We start from the raw sequence: 26,575 nt of genomic DNA, 5'->3' as shown, positions 1-26,575 counted from the left end.
TCCCGTAGTCTAATCTAAGGCTGATTTTATTACTACTAATACTACAACATGAATAAGAGAGTTAAATGGGGCATCATTATCGTGATTGGTGCCGGACTGATTGGAGGAGGAATCTACTCCCAATTACCTAAAGAGAATGAAGAATTAGCCGCTGCAGACAAGGTGATGACCGGTCAACGTAGCGGTAAGAAAATTCTAAACGTAAACGCAAAAATAATCAAACCGCAATTGCTGAAGGATGAAATACAAATCAGCGGCAGCCTGCTGCCGGATGAGGAAGTGGACCTTTCTTTCGAGACATCCGGCAAAATCATAGAGATAAATTTTGAAGAAGGCAGTTTCGTCAAGAAAGGACAATTACTTGCCAAAGTTAATGACCGGCCGCTGCAAGCACAATTGCAACGCCTCGTCTCCCAATTAAAGTTGGCAGAAGACCGCGTGTTTCGCCAGAACGCCCTGTTGGAAAGGGATGCGGTCAGTAAAGAAGCCTACGAACAAGTAAAGACCGAGCTGGCCACCCTGAATGCCGACATTGACTTGATAGAATCGAACATCGCACAAACCGAGCTGCGTGCCCCTTTCGACGGTGTCATCGGTCTACGCCAAGTCAGTGTGGGTACTTACGCTTCCCCTACAACCATTGTAGCCAAGCTCACCAAGATTTCACCGTTGAAGGTGGAATTTGCCGTACCCGAGCGGTATGCCAATGACGTAAAGACCGGCGCCGGACTGGACTTCACTCTCGAAGGAAAACTAAACACCTTCCACGCCACGGTTTATGCACGCGAATCAAAGATAGACCCTACTACCCATACCTTGACAATCCGTGCACTTTATCCCAATGCCAACGGAGCCGTGCTTCCGGGCCGCTATGCCAGCATCAAGCTGAACAAGGACGAAATTCAGAACGCCCTCGCCGTACCGTCCGAAGCCATTGTACCGGAAATGGGAAAAGACAAAATATTCCTCTATAAGTCGGGAAAAGCCCAGCCGGTAGAGATTACTACGGGAATCCGTACGGAAGCGGAAGTACAAGTATTGCAAGGCTTGCAGGCAGGAGATACCATCATCACCTCGGGAACCCTGCAACTCCGTACCGGACTGCCGGTAACACTGGACAATATCAATTGACAACTGTCAATTATCAACCATTAATTATCAATTGTAAAGAATGAATATATCCGAATTAAGTATACGGCGACCGGTACTCTCGACAGTACTTACCCTGATAATCCTGCTGTTTGGCTTCATCGGCTACAATTATCTGGGTGTACGCGAATACCCGTCTGTAGATAATCCCATCATATCAGTATCCTGCTCCTATCCGGGTGCCAACGCCGATGTCATCGAGAACCAGATAACGGAGCCTCTGGAGCAGAACATCAACGGTATTCCCGGCATACGCTCCCTCTCCAGTGTCAGCCAGCAAGGTTCATCACGCATTACAGTAGAGTTTGAGCTTTCCGTTGACTTGGAAACCGCCGCCAACGACGTACGTGATAAAGTGTCGCGTGCACAGCGCTATCTGCCTCGTGACTGTGATCCGCCTACCGTATCAAAAGCCGATGCGGACGCCACCCCTATCCTGATGGTTGCCCTCCAAAGTGACAAACGTTCCCTACTGGAGCTCAGTGAAATAGCCGACCTAACTGTCAAGGAGCAGCTTCAGACTATTTCAGATGTAAGTAGTGTAAGCATCTGGGGAGAAAAGCGCTATTCCATGCGGCTTTGGCTGGACCCCATCAAGATGTCCGGCTATGGAATCACTCCCCTGGATGTAAAGAATGCGGTGGACAACGAAAACGTAGAGCTCCCTTCCGGAAGTATCGAAGGAAACACTACCGAGCTCACCATCCGCACGTTGGGGCTGATGCATACAGCCGAAGAGTTCAACAATCTTATCCTGAAGGAAGACGGTAACCGTATTGTCCGTTTCAGCGACATTGGACGTGCCGAACTGGGACCAGCCGACATCAAAAGTTATATGAAGATGAACGGTGTGCCCATGGTAGGTGTCGTAGTAATTCCGCAGCCGGGTGCCAACCACATTGAAATAGCCAACGCCGTATATGACCGCATGGAGAAGATGAAGAAAGACCTTCCCGAAGATGTTCATTACAACTACGGTTTTGACAATACCAAGTTTATCCGCGCTTCTATCGACGAGGTGAAGCAGACGGTGTATGAGGCCTTTGTACTGGTTATCATCATCATTTTCCTCTTCTTGCGCGATTGGCGTGTGACGCTTGTGCCATGTATTGTAATCCCCGTTTCGCTGATTGGAGCTTTCTTCGTCATGTATCTGGCCGGTTTCTCCATCAATGTGCTCTCCATGCTTGCCGTGGTGCTTGCCGTGGGCTTGGTGGTGGACGACGCCATCGTGATGACGGAGAACATTTATGTCCGCATCGAGAAAGGGATGCCACCGAAAGAAGCCGGCATAGAAGGAGCCAAGGAGATTTTCTTTGCCGTCATTTCCACTACCATTACGCTGGTGGCGGTATTCTTCCCTATTGTATTCATGGACGGGACGACGGGACGACTGTTCCGCGAATTCAGTATTGTGGTCTCCGGTTCGGTGATTATCTCCTCCTTCGCCGCATTGACTTTTACGCCGATGCTTGCCACCAAACTTTTAATCAAAAGGGAACAGCAGAGCTGGTTCTATCGCAAGACCGAACCTTTCTTCGAAGGGATGAACCGGGTATACAGCCAGTCACTGGCCGCCTTCCTGAAACGGCGCTGGATTGCCTTGCCCTTCACCATCGTCACCATTCTGCTTATCGGAGTCCTTTGGAATACTATCCCGGCTGAAATGGCGCCATTGGAGGACCGTTCGCAAATCAGTATCAATACAATGGGTGCCGAAGGAGTGACTTACGAATATATCCGCGACTATACCGAAGACATCAATCATCTGGTGGACTCCATTATCCCGGATGCAGAAGCGGTAACAGCGCGTGTGTCCAGTGGTAGCGGTAACGTACGTATCACACTGAAAGACATGAAAGACCGTGACTATACCCAAATGGAAGTTGCCGAAAAGTTGTCGAAGGCAGTGCAGAAAAAGACAATGGCACGCTCTTTCGTACAGCAGTCCTCCTCATTCGGAGGACGGCGCGGCGGTATGCCCGTGCAGTATGTATTGCAGGCAACCAATATCGAGAAATTGCAGGAGGTGCTCCCCAAGTTCATGACGAAGGTCTACGAAAATCCGGTATTCCAGATGGCAGACGTAAACCTGAAGTTCAGCAAGCCCGAAGCGCGCATCAACATCAACCGTGACAAGGCGAGCATCATGGGCGTAAGCACCAAGAACATTGCCCAAACCCTGCAATACGGCTTGAGCGGACAGCGCATGGGCTACTTCTACATGAACGGAAAGCAATACGAGATATTGGGCGAAATCAACCGCCAGCAACGCAACAAGCCTGCCGACCTGAAAGGCATCTATATCCGTAGCGACAATGGAACCATGGTGCAGCTGGACAACCTGATTGAACTGACCGGCGGTATCGCCCCTCCGAAGTTGTACCGTTACAACCGTTTCGTTTCCGCCACCATCTCCGCGGGACTGGCGGACGGCAAGACCATCGGACAAGGTCTGGATGAAATGGACAAGATTGCCAAAGAGACACTGGACGAGACCTTCCGCACCGCACTGACCGGAGACTCCAAAGAGTATCGGGAAAGTTCCTCCAGTCTGATGTTCGCCTTCATCCTGGCCATTGTGCTGATTTACCTGATTCTTGCCGCCCAGTTCGAAAGTTTCAAGGACCCGCTGGTTATCATGCTGACGGTGCCTCTCGCCATTGCCGGTGCACTGGTATTCATGTATTTCGGGGGAATTACAATGAATATATTCAGCCAGATTGGTATTATCATGCTGATTGGTCTGGTGGCAAAGAACGGTATCCTGATTGTGGAATTTGCCAATCAGAAGCAGGAAGCGGGTGAAGACAAGATGCGAGCCATCAAGGACGCCTCCCTGCAACGTCTGCGCCCCATCCTGATGACGAGTGCCTCCACCATCCTGGGACTGATACCGCTTGCCTACGCCACCGGCGAAGGTTGCAACCAACGCATCGCCATGGGTACTGCCGTCGTAGGCGGCATGCTCATCTCCACACTACTGACGATGTACATCGTGCCTGCCATATATAGTTATGTATCAACGAACCGAAGTAAACTGAAGACCGAATGAAACGCATTGTTTTAATTTTCATAGCCACTGCCTGCACAGCGCTGGGCCTTTACGCACAGCCTGCGCCTACCTACACCTTGAAGTCCTGCCTGGAGCAGGGATTGCTGAACAACTACTCCCTGCGCATTGTCCGCAATGAAGAGCAGGTCAGCAAGAACAACGCCACACTGGGCAATGCGGGCTACCTGCCCACACTAGACCTCTCCGCCGGCTACAAGGGAACCATAGACAATATCGAAACCAAAGCCCGAGCCACCGGAGAGACAACCAAGGACAACGGAGTGTTTGACCAAACTCTCGATGCAGGCATCAACCTGAACTGGACCATCTTCGACGGTTTCAACATTACCGCCAACTACCAACGGCTCAAGGAGCTGGAACGCCAAGGCGAGACCAATACGCGCATCGCCATCGAGGACCTGATAGCCAACATAGCCGCTGAATACTATAACTATGTGCAGCAAAAAATCCGCTTGAAGAACTTCCGTTATGCCGTATCGCTATCCAAAGAGCGCCTGCGCATTGTGGAAGAGCGTTACCACATCGGTAACTTCTCGCGCCTGGACTACCAGCAGGCCAAAGTGGACTTCAATGCCGACAGTGCCCAATACATGAAACAGCAGGAACTGCTGCACACCTCACGTATCCAGCTGAACGAACTCATGGCAAACAAAGATGTAGACCAGCCGTTTATCATACAAGACAGCCTCATCAACGTGACCGCCTCCCTGAACTTCGAGGAGCTGTGGAACGCCACCCTCACCATCAACGCCTCACTGCTACGTGCCGAACAGAACAATACCCTGGCCCGTCTGGACTACAAGAAAGTCTGCTCGCGCGACTACCCATACGTGAAGATGAACGGCGGATACGGCTACACCCTCAACAAGTATGACATCTCTGCCAACAGCCGCCGCAGCAACCTCGGTCTGAACTTCGGCGTCACGGTCGGCTTCAATCTGTTCGACGGCAACCGGCGCCGCGAACGCAAGAATGCCCGCATTGCCGTACAGAATGCTCGCCTGGAACGGGAGCAACTGGAGCAGGCCCTGCGCGCCGACCTCAGCAACCTATGGCAGGCCTACCAAAACAACCTGCAAATGCTGAACCTGGAACGCCAGAACCTTGTGGCTGCCAAGGAGAACCACGAGATTGCCATGGAACGATATATGCTGGGCAACCTCTCGGGAATCGAGATGCGCGAAGCCCAAAAGAGTCTGCTGGATGCAGAAGAACGTATTCTCTCCGCGGAATATGATACCAAATTATGTGAAATCTCCCTACTGCAAATCAGTGGAAAAGTAGCGCGCTATATGGAATAAGCAATATAATCCGTACCTTTACGCCCGATTTATCAGAATTAAAGCACAATGGGATTATTCATCAGAAAGCCATTCGAGGCACTGCAAGCGGAGGCGAATGCCTCCGGAAAGAAAACATTGAAACGTGTACTTGGTCCGTGGAGCCTTGTTGCCCTGGGCGTGGGAGTCATCATCGGAGCGGGTCTATTCTCCATCACCGGAACGGTGGCGGCAGGCTATACGGGACCGGCCATCACACTGTCCTTTGCCATTGCCGCACTGGGATGCTGCTTCGCCGGACTATGTTATGCGGAATTTGCATCCATGATACCCGTAGCCGGCAGCGCATACACCTACTCGTATGCCACGATGGGCGAACTCATCGCCTGGATTATCGGGTGGGACCTGGTATTGGAATACACCGTAGCCGCAACCACGGTAAGCATCAGTTGGAGCCGCTATCTGGTCGTCTTTCTCGAGGGACTGGACATACATCTACCGCAAGTCCTCACCGCCTGTCCCTGGGATGGTGGAGTCGTAAATATCCCCGCCTTCCTTATCGTAGTGCTGATGAGCCTCTTCCTGATACGGGGTACGGAAGGCAGCTCCATCTTCAACGGCTTCATTGTATTCCTGAAGGTTTCCGTCATACTGATTTTTGTCATACTCGGCTGGAAATACATCAATACCGACAACTATACACCTTACATCCCTGCCAATACGGGCGTGCTGGGCGAATATGGCTTCTCCGGCATCCTGCGAGGGGCGGCCATCGTATTCTTCGCCTTCCTCGGGTTCGACGCTGTGAGCACAGCCGCCCAAGAGACGAAGAACCCGAAGCGGAACATGCCTATCGGCATTCTGGTCTCCTTGCTGGTATGCACCGTGCTCTATATGGTTTTTGCCCACGTCATGACGGGAGTGGCACACTACACCGCCTTCAGCGGACAGCAAGGCATTGCTCCCGTTGCCATAGCCATAGAGCACATGGGGCAGGCTGATGCGGCAGGTATCATCCAGCCGGACTATCCCTGGCTGAACCGTGCCATCGTGCTGTCCATTCTGTTCGGATATTGCTCCGTCATCATGGTGACGCTGCTGGGACAGAGCCGCGTATTCCTGAGCATGAGCCACGACGGGCTGCTGCCTCCTTTCTTCTCGCATATCAACGAAAAGTTCCGTACTCCGGCACGCAGCAACCTGCTCTTCATGGTACTTGTGGGCCTGCTGGCAGCTTTTGTACCCGCACGGCTGGCCGGAGAGATGACAAGCATCGGCACGCTGATGGCCTTCACGCTGGTCTGTGCCGCTGTACTGGTAGTACGCAGAACCATGCCTGACGTGCCCCGTTCCTTTAAAACCCCACTTGTTCCACTTATCCCCATACTGGGTATTCTTACTTGCCTTTGCATGATGTTGTTCCTTCCTGCCGATACATGGATACGCCTGGTGCTGTGGATGCTCATCGGTCTGGACATCTACGTGGGCTACGGCATGAAGCACAGTAAGCTGGAGCATGGAGGCGACACCCGCCACGGGCAGGTGACCTTGAACATGATTGGACTTATCCTTGCCGTTCTTTGTGTCATCACCGGACTGTGGCACCAACAGACTGTGGGATGGGGAGAAAGCAAAGTGCTGCTGATTATCTCGTTTGTTTTCGCATTCACGCACTGCGCTTACTATATGTGGAGAATCTGGAGGAGATAATAAGCTTAAAGGCATTCCAGCCTTCACCCGAAATCATCATGTCTGTAGAAACCCCATTGTTTGGATTAAAGCCAATAAGATAACCAGCATGATGTGGGAATGCCTCACAAACAGCGATAGAAAGAAAGACTTTCCATCAAGAGAAACAACAGTTCTCATGAAAAGAAACAACCGTCTCTGCCCCATAGGAAGCCACAAAGTATTAATTTTCAATACAGAAAAGCCGTTCACGGAATTATCTCCGGAACGGCTTTTCCATATCGTATAAATAAGTTCTTATTTGCTGCAATTCCAAGGCTTCAGTTGCTTGAAGAAGTCGTTGCCCTTATCGTCCACCAAGATGAATGCAGGGAAGTTCTCCACCTCAATCTTCCAGATAGCTTCCATACCGAGCTCGGGATATTCCACGCACTCGATGCTCTTGATGTTGTTCTGTGCCAAGATAGCGGCAGGACCACCGATAGAGCCCAAGTAGAAACCGCCATACTTTTGGCAGGCATCTGTCACTTGCTGGCTGCGGTTACCTTTGGCAAGCATAATCATGCTGCCGCCGTGGCTTTGGAAGAGGTCTACATACGGGTCCATACGTCCGGCAGTAGTCGGGCCCATGGAGCCGCAAGCCATGCCTTGAGGAGTCTTGGCAGGACCGGCGTAGTAGATGGGATGGTCTTTGATGTACTGCGGCAGGTCTTCGCCACGGTCCAGACGTTCTTTCAGCTTGGCGTGTGCGATGTCACGGCCTACGATGATGGTTCCATTCAGAGACAAACGGGTGGAAACCGGATACTTGGTCAGTTCCTTCAGAATATCGGCCATCGGCTGGTTCAAGTCAATCTTCACCACGTCGCCTTCACCGGCCTTACGGAGTTCTTCGGGAATCAGTTCACCCGGATTGCTGTCGAGCTTTTCAATCCAGATACCTTCTTTATTGATTTTACACTTGATGTTACGGTCGGCAGAGCAGGAAACACCCAGACCCACGGGGCAAGACGCACCGTGACGCGGCAGGCGGATGATGCGGATGTCGTGAGCCAGATACTTGCCGCCGAACTGGGCACCGAGGCCAATCTTATGAGCTTCTTCCAGTACCAGCTTCTCCAGTTCCACATCGCGGAAAGCGCGGCCGAACTCATTGCCGGTAGTGGGTAGGTTATCGTAGAAGTGGGTGGAAGCCAGTTTCACAGTCAGCAAGTTCTTTTCGGCAGAGGTACCGCCGATAACGAATGCGATGTGATAGGGAGGACAAGCTGCCGTACCCAAAGTCTTGATTTTTGAGATAAGGAAGGGAACCAATGTTTCGGGGTTGAGGATAGCCTTTGTCTCCTGGTAGAGATAAGTCTTGTTGGCAGAGCCACCACCCTTGGTTACGCAGAGGAACTCGTACTCCATACCTTCCGTAGCTTCGATGTCAATCTGTGCGGGAAGGTTGCACTTCGTATTCACCTCATCGTACATGGTGAGGGGAGCATTCTGCGAATAGCGCAGGTTCTCTTCGGTATAAGTCTTGTAAACACCCAGTGAGAGAGCTTCTTCATCACAGTAGCCAGTCCATACTTGTTGTCCCTTTTCGCCGTGGATGATTGCCGTACCCGTATCCTGGCAGAAAGGAAGTACCCCCTTGGATGCTACCTCTGCATTGCGCAGGAAGGTGAGTGCCACGTATTTATCGTTATCGCTTGCTTCGGGGTCACTCAGAATCTTAGCAACCTGCTCGTTGTGCGAACGACGCAACATGAACGATACATCACGGAAAGCCGCATTGGCCATTGCCGTCAAACCTTCTTTTTCAATCTTCAGGATAGGTTTTCCTTCAAACTCGCTTACTGACACGTAATCTTTTGTAAGCAGATAATACTCAGTAGTATCTTTCCCCTTCTCGAACATGGGCTGATACTTGAACGGAGGTGTTGTTGCCATAATTACTCGTATATTTAATGTTTAAAAGTGATTCGGGTAGCAAAGGCAGCCTGAAAACCGCCTTTACAGAGCAAAGGTAAAAACTATTATTGAAATAATTCTTTAATTAGAGTAAAAACGCAACAAATCATAATTAATTTTCTGACACCCGCTGCATCCGCCCTATCAGTTCATCGCCCAGCGCCGTCTTCACCTCAATGTGTTTCAGCACAGCCATTACAAACGGATTGCTTTCAAAGTCGCCGCGTACCTGCTCAAAATCGAGTTCCTTTTCCAAGCGTGAGCCGTCAGCTCCAAAGCCCGTCATGGAAGCCAGTGAAAATTCTTTCTTAGCATCCTCATACACCATGCGGTCGAGGCCAACTACTGCTTCTTTCCATTTTTCGACAATATGTATGACGTCTTCTGCCGTCATACCTTCCGGCTTGATACCATAGAACTCTTCCAACTTCTCATACGCCCAGGTCCATTCGTAGGTATAGTAGTTGCTGTGCATCTTCTCAAACTCGGCATTGATAGACTTCAAGCGATTGACTTTGCCGGACTCAATACCGTCTATCAGCGCATCTATCTCACTCTTTGGGGCTATCAATCCGGAAATATCCACCCATTCGCCGCTGCCAATGACCGTATCGGGCTTCAAACGGGCACGTATTTCTTCATTGCTCCGGAAGTCAATGCCTTCCAAGCGCTTGATGACAGAGTTTCCGAGAAACTTATGAATGGCTATTTCATAGAAGCGGATGCCTTTCACCAAAGCCGAGTTACGTATCTTCGCGCTATGGAAAGAATAGATGTCCGAAAGCTCGCCACTGGCATGACGCAGATTCTGCAACGTTTCCCGTCCCTTGAACATTTTCTGCACCGTGTAGGGGCTGAGAAGATTATAGTTGATGTAATCCAGTTTGTTCGGGTCTGTACGCCCGTCACGTTTCGGCCACTTCTGAGCATCACGGATGGTACCCACACTACGCAGGTTGACACCGGGTACAAGGTAGGTGGTATTATTCTGCTCTATCAAGTAAGAGAACGGCAGGTTCGAAGTATCGGAATGGTTGACATGGCGCCCCATTACCAAGGAGAACGCCCCCACCCTTGCAGGCCACAAGATGTACGAATCGGAAGTCGTCTTGGCACCACGTTCCAAAGTGCCTTGATGGATAGGTCCTAACTTATACATGTGGTTACTCTGATTGGACCCCGAACCGGCATTCATAAAGGAAAACATACCAGCAATCAGCAACGTGGATTTATGGTGTGTCACCGTATAAGGTCCGGCAAAAATAGCGCACGCCTCCCCGTTCTCTCCCTGGCAGTTGCTGAAAAACAAAGAATCCGAAGCAGAGTAGTTGTGTCCCAACTTGCATGCCTGCCCCACGAAGCAGCGGCTCAGCATAGCTCCGTCATCTACATGAGACCCGGTAGAGATGATAAAATCATCACAAATCACCCCATGCCCGATGTGTACCGGCGCCACCTCGTTGCTGTTGATGCTTCCGTTATACAGACGGCATGTACCACAGATGCGGCAATAATCACCGATGCGCACATTCTTTATGGAACCGGTGTTCAATATCATTACATGGTTCCCGATGCTTCCTACAGCAGAAGCATGTTTGTTGGAATAAAAATCCGTGATTTCCTTCATCCGTGTAATCAGTTCCGGACGATGGCGGTAAAGCGCCAGAATATAGGCTTGGTGTGCGGAGAGTTTATCATTAATCAGCACCTCACGGCCTCCCGTCTCATTCAGGACAGACACTTCTACCCCGTTACCGAACTTCGACACACCGTCTACCAGAATAATATCCACATTCTCAATGAAGGTGTCATGCCCTATTTCATAATTGGCAATGTAGTTCTGGATATTCTCAATGCAACAGTTATCTCCCACCGTTACATTATGCAGCGTCACATGCCGCAAACCGGAATGCTTCCTGATTCCTCCCGGCAACATAAATTCTGAATGGAACACTCCCAAACACACCTCACCCGAAAAACGGGTATGATGCACAAATTCCGTTGAGAACTCTTCTGCAACGGTTACTTTCCCCCAATCATCAGCCAGACATGACTGGCTCTTCAACCGGAGAATTTCATCTTCGGTCAGTCTTCTGTAATTCATCCTTATAACAAGTTGTGAGTTATGAGTTATAAGTTATTGCCTTTGCCGGCACTACCGATTCAAACCGCTGCCAGCAAATAACTCATAACTTATAACTCATAACTAAAATTAAACTTCTTCTTCGTAGGTCTGATAAAGAAAGTCATTATAGGGGTACTTCTGCACGTGCAATTCCTTCACACGCTGATAAACTACACTCTTCAGTTCCTCCATATTGATTTTTTCGCGGGCAGAAATAAAGAGGCAGTTATCCTCCATCTTAGCCATCCACGTCTTCATCAGTTCTTCGAGTGTCAAGTTTTCCTTGGTTCTGGGGGTAAGGTCGTCAGCCGCTTTCTCTATATAGGTATAAGCGTCTATCTTATTGAATACAAGAATCATAGGCTTACCGGCGGCACCGATATCTGCCAACGTCTTGTTCACAACTTCTATCTGTTCTTCAAAATCCGGATGAGAGATGTCTACGATATGCAACAGCAAGTCTGCCTCGCGTACCTCGTCCAGAGTAGACTTGAAGGAGTCTACCAAATCCGTCGGCAATTTACGGATAAAGCCCACTGTATCAGAAAGCAGGAACGGCAGGTTCTCAATAATCACCTTACGCACCGTAGTATCCAACGTGGCAAACAACTTGTTCTCGGCAAAGACTTCACTTTTCGAAAGCAAAGTCATCAATGTGGATTTTCCTACATTGGTATATCCCACCAATGCCACACGAATCAAGCGTCCGCGGTTCTTCCGCTGGGTAGACTTCTGCTTGTCAATCTCAGCCAAGCGTTCCTTCAATAATGACATACGGTTCAAAATGATACGGCGGTCCATTTCCAGCTGCGTTTCACCCGGACCGCGAAGTCCCACGGAACCTTTACCTCCACCGGCACCGGAGCCACCACCCTGGCGTTCCAAGTGGGTCCACAAACGTTGCAGACGAGGAAGCATATACTTGTATTGAGCCAGCTCCACCTGCGTTTTTGCATTGGCAGTCTGGGCACGCATGGCAAAAATATCGAGAATGAGCGAAGTACGGTCCAATATCTTAATCTTCAACTCCGCTTCAATGTTACGTATCTGTTTGGCAGAAAGTTCATCGTCAAAAATCACCATGCCGACTTCACGCTCGGCTTCTTCTTCATTACGGATGTACTCTCTGATTTCTTCCAGCTTGCCCTTGCCGACGTAGGTCACGGAATGCGCCTGGTCCAGCTTTTGGGTAAACCGCTTTACTACTTCCGCCCCGGCTGTCTCAGCCAAGAATGCAAGCTCGTCTAGGTATTCGTTGGTCTTACGCTCATCCTGAGTCTTCGTGACAAGACCTACCAATACCGCTGTTTCTGCCCGCACTTCGGAGATTACAAATTCTTTCATAGTTTCTATACCTTATTATATATATTGTTGGTTCGGGCAGCAAATATATATAATTTTAGCGGAAGCTCCTTAGAAAGGGAGATAAAATAAAGGGAGGATGAATTCTATTATAATTCACCCTCCACATTCATAAGTTCCGTATCACACGGAATACAAACAAAAATCAGTTGTTCAGATACAGCAAAGTTGTACCCTTAAGAGGATAATTTAATTCAGAGCCACTGTCATCTATACAAAAGAAAAGAGCTCCCAAATCAAATACCTTCTCAGCATCGTTGTAGCTTCCCAATGGATAAGTACCAAGGTCTTCGGAAAGATTTCCATAAACAGAACCGAAAGTTCCCCAATCGCTATTGGCCTCAGGACCTACACCATTTACCATTTTCCATCCCAATTTTGTAACAGTGATATAATATCCACCCGGATAAGTATTACCGTCCAACTCAATATAAGGAAGTTTAAAATCATCAGGAAGAAGAGTTCCTATGCCAAACAAAGAGTTAAAATAAGAATTGTCATAAGGACTCTTAAAACGATATTTGTTAAGTTCGGGATGCTTTTCCACCGTAATACCGGTCAGTTTAACACCGGCAGCACCAAATGCCTCAAACATATTGTCTATCAATGTGGCATTAGTACTTACCACTTCCCAAACTAATGGACAAATGGCACTGATCGTCAAGTCAGTAATGCCATACGGAGTGCCGTCCACTGCAGAGAGGGTCAAAGTATAGGGGACATCACGCTTCATATTCTGGTAAGTCACCGTTATTTTTGCCTCTGTCACACCATCAGCAAAGCTTACTTCGGTAGGAACTGTAAAAATGCCAGCAGCATTCTCACCGGGAGTAACAGTTATTTGTGTGGTGGAGGCTCCTGAACTTACTGTACGAAATACACTTACCTCGAAAGAACCAGACGTCTCGGTCAGCGTTATACTGCTTGATTGACTCGAAGGGAAGAAGACCCCTTGTCCATCGGCAGCAGCACCGGGATTCCAGTCAATATCGTCTGAACAAGCCGTCATTGTCAAGCCGCATACAGCCATGACCCAAAACAGTTTATTAAATATCTTATTCATATACAAATTCAATTATAAAGTTAGTTCATTTAATTTAATTGTTACCAGGCGCAAACTCTCCTATCGGAGTAGGACGCTTAGGAATAGCACCGGTCGGGTCCGGATTGTTCATTCCTTGAAGCGCGATATTTGAATCCACCTCGGTCTTGGGGATCATCAGCGTCCAGTTAGGCTTCACACCTTTACAGTTGATCTTGAAGTTATCTTCTTTAAAATTGGTACCCTCATAGTGCTGAATAACATCCGGTTTCAAACGCTTGGCAGTAGGGAATGCAACCCCCTCTCCCCAAAACTCGATACGCATCTGCTTCAAGACCTCAAGTTGGAAACTGCGCAAATCGCCTGCGTTAAAACTGTAATCAGACTGACGATTTTGCTTCATAAAGTTATTCAACAGTTGTACACCTGCTGCCACACTCTGGCTGGCACCTACAGCTTCAGCCTCTATGAGATACATCTCTTCCACACGCATCACGGGAATATCAGCAGCCGCACCCACAGAATAAGTGCTATAGTCACCGCCCACGGGACGGAACTTCAATGACATATAATCCGGCTGTTCGTCCAACCACTCATTGCCTCTCACAGACTGGTAAGCGTAAACAGATCTGTCCGGGTCAAGGTAAGAATATTTGCGGAAATCGGTAGTAGGAATCGCGTCATAAAGTGAACGTGCCATTTGGAGTTTAGACAAAGAAGCATATCCCCAATCCGCTTCATTGGAAATGTGACCGATGAAATTAGCAAGGTTACCCATGTTGGAAGCTGTGGGGTGAAGATACCACATCCATGCAGAAGTAGCCGTATTGAAACCTGTAGTGGGGTTATGCCACTGTGCTTCGTTCATAGGAGTTGCACCCGACTTATCAATAGCCTTGCGGGCATACTCGGCAGCTTTATCAAATTGGCCATCCCACATATATACCTTAGCTTTCAGACCATATACTACAGCCAAGTCGGGAAAATTCTTGCTAGTAGGTATATAAGACTCCAAACCTATCTCTGCTTTGTCAAGGTCAGAAAGGATAAAGTTCACCATTTCTTCGTGAGTCGCACGCGGATTGCTCTTCGCAATGTCATTAGTTGTTTCCTCAGTTACAATGGGCACTGTCAGTCCCAACACCTTGCTACAATCAGTATAGATATTCTCTACTGGCTCGAAAAGCACCATCAGCGTATAATAGCTAAACGCACGGAAAGCATGGGATATACTGCCGAGTCCACGTATCTCATCGGTAATCGTGGGATCGGTAACGTCAACAACTGAAATCACGTCATTGGCCGATTTAACAAACTTATATAGAGTAAAGTAAGGCAAATATGAGTAATAACCATTGTCATACATCTGCAAGCTTGCATTGAAGGGCCACCACCAGTCATACCCATAGTCTGTGTCCACTACATCGCCCAACAATTCAGACTGTGCCAACATCAGCGAAGGATAGCCAAGGTCGGTTTCATGGGTCTGGCTACCATACACCAGATAGCCTTGTACCATTTGTGACGGCATGCCACTGACTGCAGCCTCAAGTGCCGTAGCTGACGCACCGATTTGCTCGGAGGTCGCAGTAGAATCTTCGGGAAAAACCTCTTCTATACAGCCGGTTAGTACTGTAGCCGATACCACCATGGCTGAAAACAACTTGAATATATTTTTCTTCATAATCATTGTTATCTATAATATTTAGTTTTAGAACTCGAATGACACACCACCGGAGATGGTACGCATCGGTGAATAGAAAGTAGCGTTGGTCGTCTCGTCATATGATTGACGCGGGTCGAACCCTTTACGTTTAGACCAGTAGAAAACATTTTCTGCCGACATGTACACGCGCAAAGAGCTTATAGCCAGTTTCTTTGTCCACTTGGAAGGCAATGTATAGCCCACATTTATGTTCTGGATATTCAAGAAACTTGCATCGGTCAAGAAACGTGTAGATGATGAAGCCGGATATGAAGGGTCATTCATCATGAAACGCGGAATATCAGTGTTGGTGTTCTCGGGAGTCCATGACTTTAGGATATCCTTGTGATAGTTGTAACCTGCCGTGCCTTTGGGTGATGACATAAAGTATGCATACGTGCCATCATACTGCTTGCCGCCAATCTGGTAAGTGAAGTTAATACCGAAATCTACACCATATACTTTCAGTTTGGTACCGAAACCACCGTATACCTTGGGCATCGTGCTTTCCTCTGTGATGTAATAGTCAGCTTCAGCATGGTTCCAAGTCGTTTCGCGTCCGGTGATGTTGCCGGCCTCATCCTTAACATTCTTATAATACAAGGCTCTTCCCTCTTCGTCCACTCCGGCATATTCCTTCATACGCCATGTAAACATAGACAAATCTTCACCAATGAAGAAGCTTCCGTTAGAATAACCCTTATATCCCTTTCCGTCAGCTGTATACTCAGTAGTAATCAACTTGTCAGGATCAAGCATCGTAATACGGTTCTTCAAAGTTGAGATGTTCAAATTTACGTCCCACGTAAAGTTACGTGTATCGAAGATATTCACATTGAAATCCATTTCTACACCACTATTGACCATGTTACCAACATTGTCCAGATAAGAAGAATAACCCAATGAAGGAGCCACGGAGAATGAGAATAACATATCTGAAGTCTTGCGTCTGTAGTACTCTATGCTACCGGTAACGCGGTCCCACAATTGGAATTCCGCACCGATATTGAAATTGGTATTGGTTTCCCAAGTGATGTCCTTAGTACCTTTAGAGTAGAACGAAGTGCCGAGACTATTATTGGAATTAATAATATTAAATCTATCCGTATAGCGGAAATCACCGATGTTATCGTTACCTTGTGAACCGATTGAAGCCTTCAACTTCAGTTCCTGCACCCAAGAAGCATCAAACCAGCTTTCTTTGTTGATGAGCCATGCACCACCTGCCGACCAGAATGTACCCCAGCGGTGGTCTGGATGGAAACGGCTGGAAGCATCACGACGCAAGGAAGCTGAGCCGAAGATGCGTTCGTCATAGTTGTATTGCAAACGTCCGAAGAAGCCTTCATTGTTACGACGACTCTTATATGAAGAAGCACTCTGTCCATCTATAATGGCACCATCCAATTCCTGATTGTCCTGAGAGAACATCTGTGACTTACTGGCTCCCAAATAAGAAAGGCGGTAGTCATAATATTCATGTCCTAACAAAATATCGAAATTATTGCTTCCGAATGATTTGGCATATGAGACAAGTTGTTGCAAGTTGTAGTCGTAAGTTCTCTGATGGCTCTTGCTTACTGTACCACCGGTAGAATCGAACTGTCCATAATAAGGATTATAAACATATGTAAAGCGTGTCTCATCCAAGTTGAAAGTACCATTGAATGTCACCTTTAACCCTTCTATAGGAGTTATGTCTACAAAAGCATTACCACTGATAGCATTTCCTTCAGCATTATGGGTGTTAAGTTTGTTGTCCAGAATAGGATTGGCATCAGGAATGAAAGGACGTTGCATACCTGCATTGATACCGCTACCGTAGTCCATCATTCCAATACCATTCTTATCAACCATGATACTGCCATCAGCATTACGTACGTAAGCAGGATAGATGGGAGCCATTTGGGTAATAAATGCCCATACATTACCTTGAGAACTACTGGAACCATTATTACTCAATGAATTGGAATCAAATCGCGCATATGCCATATTACCACCGATCTTCAACCACTTCTTGGCTTGATAGTCGGCTTTTAAACGGCCAGTCAAACGTTTCAGGTCAGAACCTTCAGTGATACCCTCATTTCCAAGATAGCCTAAAGAAACATAGAAAGAAGATTTTTCATTAGCTGCGCTCACTGAGAAGTTATATTCCTGACGTAAACCGGTACGCATACCTACATCGTCCCAATCATCCGGAGTAAGCAGATAGTCGCGTCCTTTATAATTCACAACTCTACCCAATGTGGCATTGGGATTAAGCTTGCCATTCTGACCGATAAGGTATTGTCCTTCGGGAACCGTATAGACATTGTAACCCAAGCCACCGTTAGAGCCAAACAAATTGTTATTTGCCTCAAGCCATGCAGCCTGATCACTCATTCCCCCCTCATATTTATAGTAGTTTTTCATTGCCTCATAGTGCGTCTCATAGTACATGCCAGGATTGTCAATCACGTCATATTTCTGCAACGCACGGGTATTTGCTCCCCACTTGGCATCGAAAGTTACTTTGGCCTCACCCGACATATTGGCTTTCTTGGTAGTGATGATAATTACACCGTTAGCACCACGCGCACCGTAAAGAGCATTGGAAGCCGCATCCTTCAATACCGTCATTGATTCAACGTCGTTGGGATTGATATTATTGATATCACCGCTATAAGGAGCACCATCCACAATAATCAGAGGGTCGTTTCCTGCATTGAGTGAACTGAAACCACGGATCTTGATGGATGACTTTGAACCAGGAGCACCGTCATTGGATGTCAATGTCACACCCGGCACAGCACCAGCCAAAGCATCGGTAACGTTTGTCACCTGCGACTGCTCCAGCTTTTCCGTACCTATCACCTTAGCCGAACCCGTAAATGCAGACTTCTTTGCTGTACCGAAAGCAACTACCATTACCTCATCAAGCATCTCTGTATCAGACTTCATCACCACTTTTACGCTAGGTTTTATTGTCACCTCCTGGGTTTGCATACCAATATAAGAAATTACCAGAGTTTTCGCGGAACTTGGTACGTTTGGTAATGTAAAATCACCATCTACACCGGTAATAGCACCAACTTGTGTACCTTTTACCAATACAGAGGCTCCAATAACTGGCTGCCCGTCTTCTTCAGAAATTACAACACCTGTAACCTTCTGGGTTTGGGCAGTTACTAGGCCTATTCCAACAAAAAGACAGGCCAATAACAGCATTAATTTTCTTTTCATAAATTCTCTCTTAAAGTTTAACTTTACATTAATTGTTTCTTTACTCTAACAAAGTGCAAATATATTAATAAAACTGAAACGAACAACTATTTTATTGAAAAAACCTTGTAAATCTATCAATTTGTTAACTAAACACGCTACTTTATGCTTAATAACAGATTTTTCATACTTAAAAAACCTAAACCGGCTTATGTTTACTATCACTATGATTCCCTCTTTCAAGGTGATTTTTCCAAGAAATACACATATTTTAAAACAAAATGGTTAATAAACAAGCTGCTAAAACAAAAAACATACCTGATTTTGAAACAAAATGAGAATTTCCGGAGATTAAATACCGATTAATAGCTAAACACAAAAAGACACTTTTTAGAGATATTAATTCTTATTCTATTCTCACCGAGCACAGAATATCGTCTTATTTGTTATTAGTATTAATTAAAATCAAGCAAAATGAGTAAAATTATTTACAATCTAGTGTACAACAGAAAAAGAAGCCTGAATAAAAAAGGAATGGCGTTAGTGCAAGTAGAAGCCTATTTGGACAGAAAGAAAAAGTATTTCTCCACCAAAGTTTATCTAAAGCCAGAACAATGGGACAATAAAAAGCTTATCGTGAAGAATCATCCTAATGCGGATGCACTGAATAGATTGATATATGAATTTATGGCTATGATAGAAAAAAAAGAGTTGGAATTGTGGCAGCAAGGAAGGCGTATTTCATTAGAGTTACTAAAGGAGGTTTTGAGCACAAACGAAAACAAAACCTCTTTTATTTCTTTTTGTAGACAAGAGATAGCAAACTCTGCTCTGAAAGAAAGTACAAAACGAAATCACCTCTCCACTCTTTCATTATTACAACAGTTCAAAAAGGATGTAACCTTTTCTGATTTAACATTCGAATTCATATCCTCCTTTGAATATTTCTTGCAATCAAGAGGCTATCACACAAATACGATAGCCAAACATATGAAGCATCTGAAGCGACATATAAATGTCGCCATCAACAAGGATTATATAGAGATACAAAAATACGCTTTTCGAAAGTACAAGATTAAAACTATAGAAAACAAGCATACGCACTTATCTCCTGAAGAGCTGGAGAAGTTGGAGAAATTAAGCTTGGCTGGCAGATATACTAAATTGCAGAAGACTTTAGATGCATTCTTGTTTTGTTGCTATGCAGGAATGAGATATTCTGATTTTATCAGTTTATCACCCGATAACATCGTGGAGATCCGTCAAGAAACCTGGCTAATTTATAAATCCATAAAGACGAGTACAGAAGTCAGATTACCTCTTTATCTCTTATTCGAAGGAAAAGGGCTTGTTATTCTGGACAAATATCGGGATGACTTACAAAGCTTCTTTCATTTAAGGGATAACTCTAATGTGAACAAAAATTTAATTGTGATTTCCCGCCTAGCCGGTTTATCAAAAAAGATTTCATTTCACACCGCTCGCCATACTAATGCAACTCTATTGATTTATAATGGAGTAAACATTACAACAGTGCAAAAATTATTGGGGCATAAAAGTGTTAAAACCACACAAGTGTATACGAATGTAATGGATATGACTATAGTACATGATTTAGAAAAGAACCATGCACTCATGCCTTTGCCTAAAAAAACACGAACTTAGCATAGTCAATACTGCACTTTCATATCATTAGTCATATACTTCTCCTTTAAAGTCTGTTCACTCACTATTCTGTTTCAACCTGCTCGCTGCAAACTCACTGCATACGTTTTGCAGTACCACTGCATATTGCTTGCAGTACCACTGCATATTGCTTGCAGCCGCACTGCATATTAGTTTGCAGTACCACTGCAACAGCTTTGCAGTATCACTGCAATAGGTTTGCAAAATCTTGCAGCAAGAAACTATTTATAATCAATTAGATACAGTATAGTGTGAATAGAAGATTAACATTGGTGTGTTATCAATATTTAAACAGATTGGAGGTGTGGAAGCAAAATTTGCTTCCACACTTTTGCATTGCTTCCACAGCATCTGTAATGCCGATAAATAGAGGGATATAAGGAACGGGTGGAAGCGTGGAAGCAAAAATGATGAAAACTGCTATGAGGAAACAATTGTTGTCTTGATTGTTTAGCCAATCAGAAAGTTTTGAATTTGCTGTTTTCTGAAGCTATTGAAATATTCTTTTACATAGATTTTAGTAGTTTCGCTAATAAAATGACAATGTAGAGTAAATACTTCATTGAAAGCAGCTAGGATGATAGATATTGACAAAAGACATGCTTCATATAAGAGGAAGAATCATTTAAAATCTTTAAGCAGCGTATTAACTTTATGGTATACATCTGATAACCTGGTTGTTAATCCTACAAATAGTATCACAGCAGTAAGGTTTTATGCGTCGTCCCTCCATACACATACCTTGTGAGAAAGGAAATTTCGCTATAGTTATTTCTAGCACATAGCATAATTATCTGATTATTAATAAGATAAATAAAATATAGTTCCGCGAAAACTCTGGTGATTTCATACATCGGTATGAAGACTCAAGAAGTGGTAATCAAACCGAGCGTAAAAGTGGTTATGATGCCTGATACAGAGATACTTGATGAAGTAACAGTAGTGGCTTATGGCACTAAACGCAAACAAGATTTGGTGGGCTCTATCAGCAGTGTAAAGAATGAGATTATCAGTAATTCACAAGCTACATCCGTGTCCAATGCACTAGAAGGAGCTGTGGCCGGTTTGCAGGTTGTAAGCTCTTCCGGCCAGCCGGGACAAGATGCCAATATCGTATTGCGCGGTATCGGTTCTATTTCAGCCAGCAACAATGCGCTGATTGTAGTAGATGGTGTGCCCTTCAACGGTAAGTTGTCGGACATCAACCCTACGGACATTGCTTCAGTGAACGTGTCGAAAGATGCTGTATCCAACTCTTTGTATGGTTCCCGCGCAGCTGGTGGTGTGGTCATGATTACTACCAAGACCGGACGCAAAGACAAGGTGGCCATCAACTTTAACGGTACCTGGGGTGTGGCACAGCGTGCGTACAAAGATTATGATATGGCTACTGATCCGGAAGAGTTCTATCGTTTGTCTTGGTATGGTCTTCGTAATACCTATTGGGCGGCTGGAAAATCCATTGAAGACTCTAATTTAGCAGCCAGTCAGGATTTACTGGGCGAACTGGGTAATTACAATGCATATATCATCCCGCAAGGAGAATATTTAGTAACACCTGATGGAAAACTTAACCCCAATGCACGTTTGCGTTATAATGATTCGTTTGCCGATGCCTTGTTCGACAATGCCTTCCGCCAAGAATACAATATATCTGCATCGGGTGGTAATGACCGTACAGATTTTTATGTATCTATGGGCTTTCTGGATAATGACTCTTATGTGTTAGGTTCTTCTTATGAGCGTTTTACAGCTCGTGCCAACGTTAACTCCCAGTTGAAATCCTGGTTGAAGGTAGGTACCAATGTAGGATATTCCAAAGCAACTCAGAATGGTGTACAAGAGAATGCCGGAGCTGCCTCCAATCCTTTCGAAGTAGCACGTTCTTGGGCTCCTATCTTTCCGGTTCATGCCTATGATGCAGAAGGTAACATGAAATATTATGAGGATGGAAGCCCCATGTATGATGCCGGAAATGGTGAAACAGACGGTACATCTAAACGTCCTACGGCTACTAACCAGAATGTGATAGCCAATATGAAAGAGGATATTCGTGAAACTGTGTACAATAATCTGACTTCACGCTCGTATCTGGAAATCTCGTTCTTGAAGAATTTCAAGTTTACAGCAAACTATAGTTATGATTTCACGAACAGTAGCCAGACAGTATTCTACACTCCGCTCATCGGTGACGGACAGTCTTTCGGTGGTCGTGGTACAAAAGGAAGCTACAACACTACGACTACCAACTTCAACCAGATTCTGGCTTACAGCAATGTATTTGGCGATAACCACCACCTGTCGGCCAAGATAGGTCACGAGTACTACAAGTATGAATATCAGTATTTGGCAGGACAGAAGACCAACTTCTTTAATCCGAACAATCCGGAACTGGACAACGGTGGACAAATGCAATACATCAATAGCTACACGGCAAACCATAACATCGAGGGTTATTTCGGTATGGCAGACTACGACTATAGCAATAAATATTACGTTTCTGCCGCTTTCCGTCGCGACGGTACTTCCCGCTTTTTGGACCGTTGGGGTAATTTCTGGTCGGTAGGTGCTGCTTGGCGTATTTCCAACGAAGCATTCATGGAAGGTACAAATTCTTGGTTGAACGACTTGAAACTGCGTGCATCTTATGGTACCCAGGGTAATGAAAGCATCCTTTCGGAATATGACTATGCCTATGTGTACACGCCTTATCAAGACCAATACACAGTTACTTGGAATGGTTCAGAGCTGGGTTATTCACCGGAATTCTACGGTAATCCGGACTTGACCTGGGAAAAGCAGAAGACTTTTGACGTGGGAGTAGATTTCCGTCTCTTCGATAGAGTATACGGTTCATTCGAATATTTTTATCGTCGTACGGACGATATGCTTTTCAAGCGTCCCGTAGCTTTCTCTACAGCCGGACGGCCGTATAACTGGGAAAATCTGGGTGCGATGAAGAACACTGGTATAGAGTTTGAAGTGAATGTGGATATCTTCAATCAGTCTGACCTGAAGTGGACGGTATCGCTCGTAGGCTCCCACTACAAGAACCGTATTGTGACATTACCCGAAGAAAACCGTGAAAATGGTATCACTTCCGGTCCGTTCAACCTGCGCGAAGGTAAGAGCCGCTTTGAATACTATACTTATATGTATGCCGGCATGGACGAAAAAGGAAATGCCATGTGGTACATGGATGAGACAAACGAGAAAGGGGAAGTGACAGGCCGTACTACCACCACCACTTATGCAGACGCAACCCGCTACTTCATTGGAAAATCTGCGCTGCCCGATTTCAACGGTGGTTTGAGCACTACTTTCTCTTACAAGGGAATTGACCTTTCTATAGCAACGGCTTTCCAGATTGGTGGCTATGCTTATGACTACTCTTATCTGTCCGGCATGAGCTCTTCATTCTACGTAGGTCATAATAAGGATATGTGGAAAACATTCAACCCTGAGACCGGTCAAGGTTCACTTCCTATTTGGAATGCCGACAATGCTTCCAACTCTTTCACTCAGCAATCAGACCTCAATCTGGTAAAGGCCAGCTACTTCAGCATCCGTAACATCACTTTGGGCTACACATTGCCGAAGAACTTGATGCAGAAATTGGGTGTTGAGAAACTGCGTATCTATGCTACGGCAGATAATCTCGGCTTGTGGTCCAAACGTCAGGGATTTGACCCTCGTGTGGCAATGGCTGGTTCTGATAATGAATATGGAGGCTATTCTCCGATGCGTGTGATTTCCGGAGGTATCAACCTTACATTCTAAACTAAAAAATAAAATTGTATATGAAGATAATGAAATATATGATGCAGGTGCTTCTTGTCGGGGGCCTGCTTACATCTTGCATTGAAGATGCTGATGTTACCGCTTATTTGACTGAAGACCAACTGGGCAATGTGGCTCAGGAAGATCCTGATAAGGCTTTTTCAGCTGCTGTGGCAGGTATGTATACTGATATGCAACAGTATGTTGACGTCAATATGAGTCACAACTATTTCGGTCAAAAGAGTTTTGATTACTTAACATCGCTGATGGGCAACGATATGATTATGACCGGACGTTTCGCTATGAGTATGTATCATTATTTGCTGGATTACTGGCAACAGAACTATACTCCGACCAACAACCGTTGGAAAGAGTACTATCGTGTCATAGCCAATGCCAACAACATCCTCAAGCTGATTGACCCCAGCAGTGAAGATCCCGCCAATTTGAAATATCGTGCCATCGCTCTTGGTTTCCGTGGCTACGCCTACTTACAACTGACTTACTTATACCAGCATTCCTACTATACCGGTGCGGATGGAACGAAATGGGGCCGTGGAGAGAAATATGACTTCTCCCAGTCTCCGTGTGTACCGCTTATTACAGAGGATACGGAAGGTGACCAGCCACGTGCTACTGTAGCCCAAATCTATGAACAAATCAAGAGTGACCTTACTACTGCTTTCGACTTGTTCAAGAATTTGGATATGACGCGTACTTCCTCACCCACTGATATGGATGGCTGCGTGGTAGCTATGCATTTGGCTCGTGCGAACATGGTTATCCATGAATGGGATGAGGCGATAAAGTATGCGCAGGTGGTGATTGATAATTTCCCTATATTGCAGAGTGAAGACCAGATACTCCAAGGATTCAGTAATATCAGCTTGCCGGATGTAGTATTCGGTAGCGATGTTACAGCAGACAATAGTACAACTTATATGTCTTTCTTCTCGCAGATGGATACTTATGGCGATGGTTATGCCGGCATCGGTGTATGGCGCGCTGCCTTTAAGCCATTAGTAGACCGTATCGCGGATACTGATATCCGTCTGCAATGGTTCTGCTGCGACCGTTCTACAGGTGTAACAGATGACTCCGGTAATCGTATAACATTGATTCGTGACACTCAGTCTCCAGTTGCCGTGGAATACCAAGCCGTAAAATTTATCGGTACAGGTCGTGATAACATCAAGGCCGGTGTGTTCAGCGGATGGGAACTGGGAGATTATATTTACCTGCGTTCAGAAGAAGCTTACATGATAAAAATGGAAGCTTTGGCTCACAAGGGTTCTGCTGAAGCAGTGACTGAACTGAATAGCTTTATGAAGACCCGCCAGCCCGATTATAATTACACTTTCACGAACAAGGCTGACCTGATAGAGGAAATCATTTATCAGAAACGTGTAGAGTTCTGGGGTGAAGGTTTGGAATATATTGATAATCGTCGTTTGAATATTCCTGTAGATCGTACAGATGAAACTTGGGGCGCAGAAAATAATAATCACTTCTCTGCCGGTAAGTTCCGTTATAACCAAGAAGACAGGCCGTTCCTTTACCAGTTACCTCTCTCTGAAATAGAGAATAATTCTCAGCTTTCTCCGAGCGACCAGAATTAATACTTCAAAGGACATGTTATACGGAAAAATGACACAGAAGCGCTATCTGTGCAGACTAATCAAGCTGCATTACCCCAACAATAATAATGCGGCAATTATGATGATTCATCCGGTTGAACATACCGGAATTTCATAATAAAGTGTTTTTGAGAAGCCACTCATTGCGAAATGGGTGGCTTTCTTCTCTTAATCCAACAAAAGACTTCAGGGGGAAGTGTTATTTCAAGATTACATATCTTCCAAAGAAAGCCCTTTATAAGAAACAGAGCAGTTTTTCCATTCTTTGTTGATTGTGACTTTTTTCTTCAATATCCCCCAACCTATCCGTTCAGGATTGTGTTTAATTTCGACCAATTCATAAAATGAAAAAATACGATGTCGGTCTTTCATCCGTTGATTTCAATAAAAGTGAGGTCTTACCGATGCGCTTTCTTCCTACTAAAACCGGCATTTGCGATTCTTCTTGAAACTGTTCTGCTATATTCTTTAAAACAGCCAACTCTTTTTTGACCATAGAATTTCATAATACACCTATTATTTTACATCAAGTCCACTATTATCCGTAGTGTACATTACGATAATACTAATTAAAGACGATATTTGTATAAAATGAATTTATTTTTGAACTTTTACACAAAAAACTATAAAGTAATTTATTTAAGATCCTTTAGAAATAACCTCATAAGTTCATTAGTTTTTTATCCGACAAACACAGACTTTCTCTATTTGAAATAGGAATAGTTATTCTGTAATTTAAAATAGTATTTACATGAAATGCAATATTCTTATGGATGAAATAAATAATACAAGTAAATATTCAACGAAAAATAAACAAATGATAGATATTGACATAATCACCCATTCTTTTAAAAAGAGGAATGCTAATTTTACAACTGCAG

At 45.4% G+C, this 26,575-nt stretch carries 14 protein-coding genes; 7 read left to right on the top strand and 7 right to left on the bottom strand.

Translation table 11 applies throughout. The annotated features are described in order from the left end of the window. Positions 1-48: 48 nt before the first annotated feature. From H1A11_RS00365 to H1A11_RS00350, 4 genes are read left to right on the top strand one after another with little or no spacing between them, the layout of a single operon-like run. Entirely contained in the window at positions 49-1,131 is a 1,083-nt protein-coding gene (locus tag H1A11_RS00365) for an efflux RND transporter periplasmic adaptor subunit (protein WP_117599269.1), read from the top strand. 40 nt (positions 1,132-1,171) lie between these two features. Continuing rightward, positions 1,172-4,204, top strand: a complete 3,033-nt coding sequence (locus H1A11_RS00360; protein ID WP_131225758.1) for an efflux RND transporter permease subunit — start codon at positions 1,172-1,174, stop codon at positions 4,202-4,204. Next, the gene (locus H1A11_RS00355) at positions 4,201-5,526 is read left to right on the top strand and encodes a TolC family protein (RefSeq protein ID WP_117599267.1); all 1,326 of its coding nucleotides are present in this window, start codon (positions 4,201-4,203) and stop codon (positions 5,524-5,526) included. Before H1A11_RS00360 ends, H1A11_RS00355 begins: the two co-directional genes overlap by 4 nt. A 48-nt stretch (positions 5,527-5,574) precedes the next feature. Continuing rightward, a complete protein-coding gene (locus H1A11_RS00350; protein ID WP_044467866.1) occupies positions 5,575-7,215 on the top strand; it encodes an amino acid permease in 1,641 nt (546 codons plus the stop codon). A gap of 276 nt (positions 7,216-7,491) precedes the next feature. On the opposite strand, the gene H1A11_RS00345 is transcribed toward H1A11_RS00350, so the two are convergent. From H1A11_RS00345 to H1A11_RS00320, 6 genes are all read right to left on the bottom strand, one after another. After that, positions 7,492-9,132, bottom strand: a complete 1,641-nt coding sequence (locus tag H1A11_RS00345; RefSeq protein ID WP_005824254.1) for a fumarate hydratase — start codon at positions 9,130-9,132, stop codon at positions 7,492-7,494. 133 nt (positions 9,133-9,265) lie between these two features. Further along, on the bottom strand, positions 9,266-11,257 hold the full coding sequence (locus tag H1A11_RS00340) for a DUF4954 family protein (RefSeq protein ID WP_181757582.1): 1,992 nt from the start codon (positions 11,255-11,257) through the stop codon (positions 9,266-9,268). Positions 11,258-11,365: 108 nt separating this feature from the next. Further along, positions 11,366-12,622, bottom strand: a complete 1,257-nt coding sequence (gene hflX / locus H1A11_RS00335) for a GTPase HflX (RefSeq protein ID WP_119961765.1) — start codon at positions 12,620-12,622, stop codon at positions 11,366-11,368. A 163-nt stretch (positions 12,623-12,785) separates the two neighbouring features. Beyond that, on the bottom strand, positions 12,786-13,703 hold the full coding sequence (locus H1A11_RS00330; RefSeq protein ID WP_120164391.1) for a hypothetical protein: 918 nt from the start codon (positions 13,701-13,703) through the stop codon (positions 12,786-12,788). Between the two features lie 34 nt (positions 13,704-13,737). Beyond that, positions 13,738-15,366 (bottom strand): RagB/SusD family nutrient uptake outer membrane protein, encoded by a 1,629-nt coding sequence (locus H1A11_RS00325; RefSeq protein ID WP_226791303.1) that lies wholly within the window; start codon positions 15,364-15,366, stop codon positions 13,738-13,740. 27 nt (positions 15,367-15,393) lie between these two features. After that, on the bottom strand, positions 15,394-18,612 hold the full coding sequence (locus H1A11_RS00320; protein ID WP_226791302.1) for a TonB-dependent receptor: 3,219 nt from the start codon (positions 18,610-18,612) through the stop codon (positions 15,394-15,396). Between the two features lie 453 nt (positions 18,613-19,065). Between H1A11_RS00320 and H1A11_RS00315 the strand changes: the two genes are divergently transcribed. From H1A11_RS00315 to H1A11_RS00305, 3 genes are all read left to right on the top strand, one after another. Further along, positions 19,066-20,256: a site-specific integrase gene (locus tag H1A11_RS00315; RefSeq protein ID WP_117599260.1), complete on the top strand. Its 1,191-nt coding sequence runs from the start codon at positions 19,066-19,068 to the stop codon at positions 20,254-20,256. Positions 20,257-21,090: 834 nt separating this feature from the next. Further along, on the top strand, positions 21,091-24,057 hold the full coding sequence (locus H1A11_RS00310) for a SusC/RagA family TonB-linked outer membrane protein (RefSeq protein WP_287636568.1): 2,967 nt from the start codon (positions 21,091-21,093) through the stop codon (positions 24,055-24,057). Positions 24,058-24,077: 20 nt separating this feature from the next. Beyond that, a complete protein-coding gene (locus H1A11_RS00305; protein WP_117599254.1) occupies positions 24,078-25,676 on the top strand; it encodes a RagB/SusD family nutrient uptake outer membrane protein in 1,599 nt (532 codons plus the stop codon). 228 nt (positions 25,677-25,904) lie between these two features. On the opposite strand, the gene H1A11_RS00300 is transcribed toward H1A11_RS00305, so the two are convergent. Further along, positions 25,905-26,066 (bottom strand): hypothetical protein, encoded by a 162-nt coding sequence (locus H1A11_RS00300; protein ID WP_165491379.1) that lies wholly within the window; start codon positions 26,064-26,066, stop codon positions 25,905-25,907. Positions 26,067-26,575: the final 509 nt, after the last annotated feature.

Source organism: Bacteroides sp. CACC 737 (assembly GCF_013874375.1).
Taxonomy (GTDB): Bacteria; Bacteroidota; Bacteroidia; order Bacteroidales; family Bacteroidaceae; genus Bacteroides; species Bacteroides uniformis.
The sequence above is the reverse complement of the archived record's forward strand: the minus strand, read 5'-3'. Positions and strand labels throughout refer to the sequence as shown.

What these genes read in the sequence shown, in the direction of transcription:
- H1A11_RS00365 (WP_117599269.1), top strand. Translation starts at nt 49, where the DNA reads ATGAATAAGAGAGTTAAATGGGGCATCATTATCGTGATTGGTGCCGGA.
- H1A11_RS00360 (WP_131225758.1), top strand. Translation starts at nt 1,172, where the DNA reads ATGAATATATCCGAATTAAGTATACGGCGACCGGTACTCTCGACAGTA.
- H1A11_RS00355 (WP_117599267.1), top strand. Translation starts at nt 4,201, where the DNA reads ATGAAACGCATTGTTTTAATTTTCATAGCCACTGCCTGCACAGCGCTG.
- H1A11_RS00350 (WP_044467866.1), top strand. Translation starts at nt 5,575, where the DNA reads ATGGGATTATTCATCAGAAAGCCATTCGAGGCACTGCAAGCGGAGGCG.
- H1A11_RS00345 (WP_005824254.1), bottom strand. Translation starts at nt 9,132, where the DNA reads ATGGCAACAACACCTCCGTTCAAGTATCAGCCCATGTTCGAGAAGGGG.
- H1A11_RS00340 (WP_181757582.1), bottom strand. Translation starts at nt 11,257, where the DNA reads ATGAATTACAGAAGACTGACCGAAGATGAAATTCTCCGGTTGAAGAGC.
- hflX (WP_119961765.1), bottom strand. Translation starts at nt 12,622, where the DNA reads ATGAAAGAATTTGTAATCTCCGAAGTGCGGGCAGAAACAGCGGTATTG.
- H1A11_RS00330 (WP_120164391.1), bottom strand. Translation starts at nt 13,703, where the DNA reads ATGAATAAGATATTTAATAAACTGTTTTGGGTCATGGCTGTATGCGGC.
- H1A11_RS00325 (WP_226791303.1), bottom strand. Translation starts at nt 15,366, where the DNA reads ATGAAGAAAAATATATTCAAGTTGTTTTCAGCCATGGTGGTATCGGCT.
- H1A11_RS00320 (WP_226791302.1), bottom strand. Translation starts at nt 18,612, where the DNA reads ATGAAAAGAAAATTAATGCTGTTATTGGCCTGTCTTTTTGTTGGAATA.
- H1A11_RS00315 (WP_117599260.1), top strand. Translation starts at nt 19,066, where the DNA reads ATGAGTAAAATTATTTACAATCTAGTGTACAACAGAAAAAGAAGCCTG.
- H1A11_RS00305 (WP_117599254.1), top strand. Translation starts at nt 24,078, where the DNA reads ATGAAGATAATGAAATATATGATGCAGGTGCTTCTTGTCGGGGGCCTG.
- H1A11_RS00300 (WP_165491379.1), bottom strand. Translation starts at nt 26,066, where the DNA reads ATGAAAGACCGACATCGTATTTTTTCATTTTATGAATTGGTCGAAATT.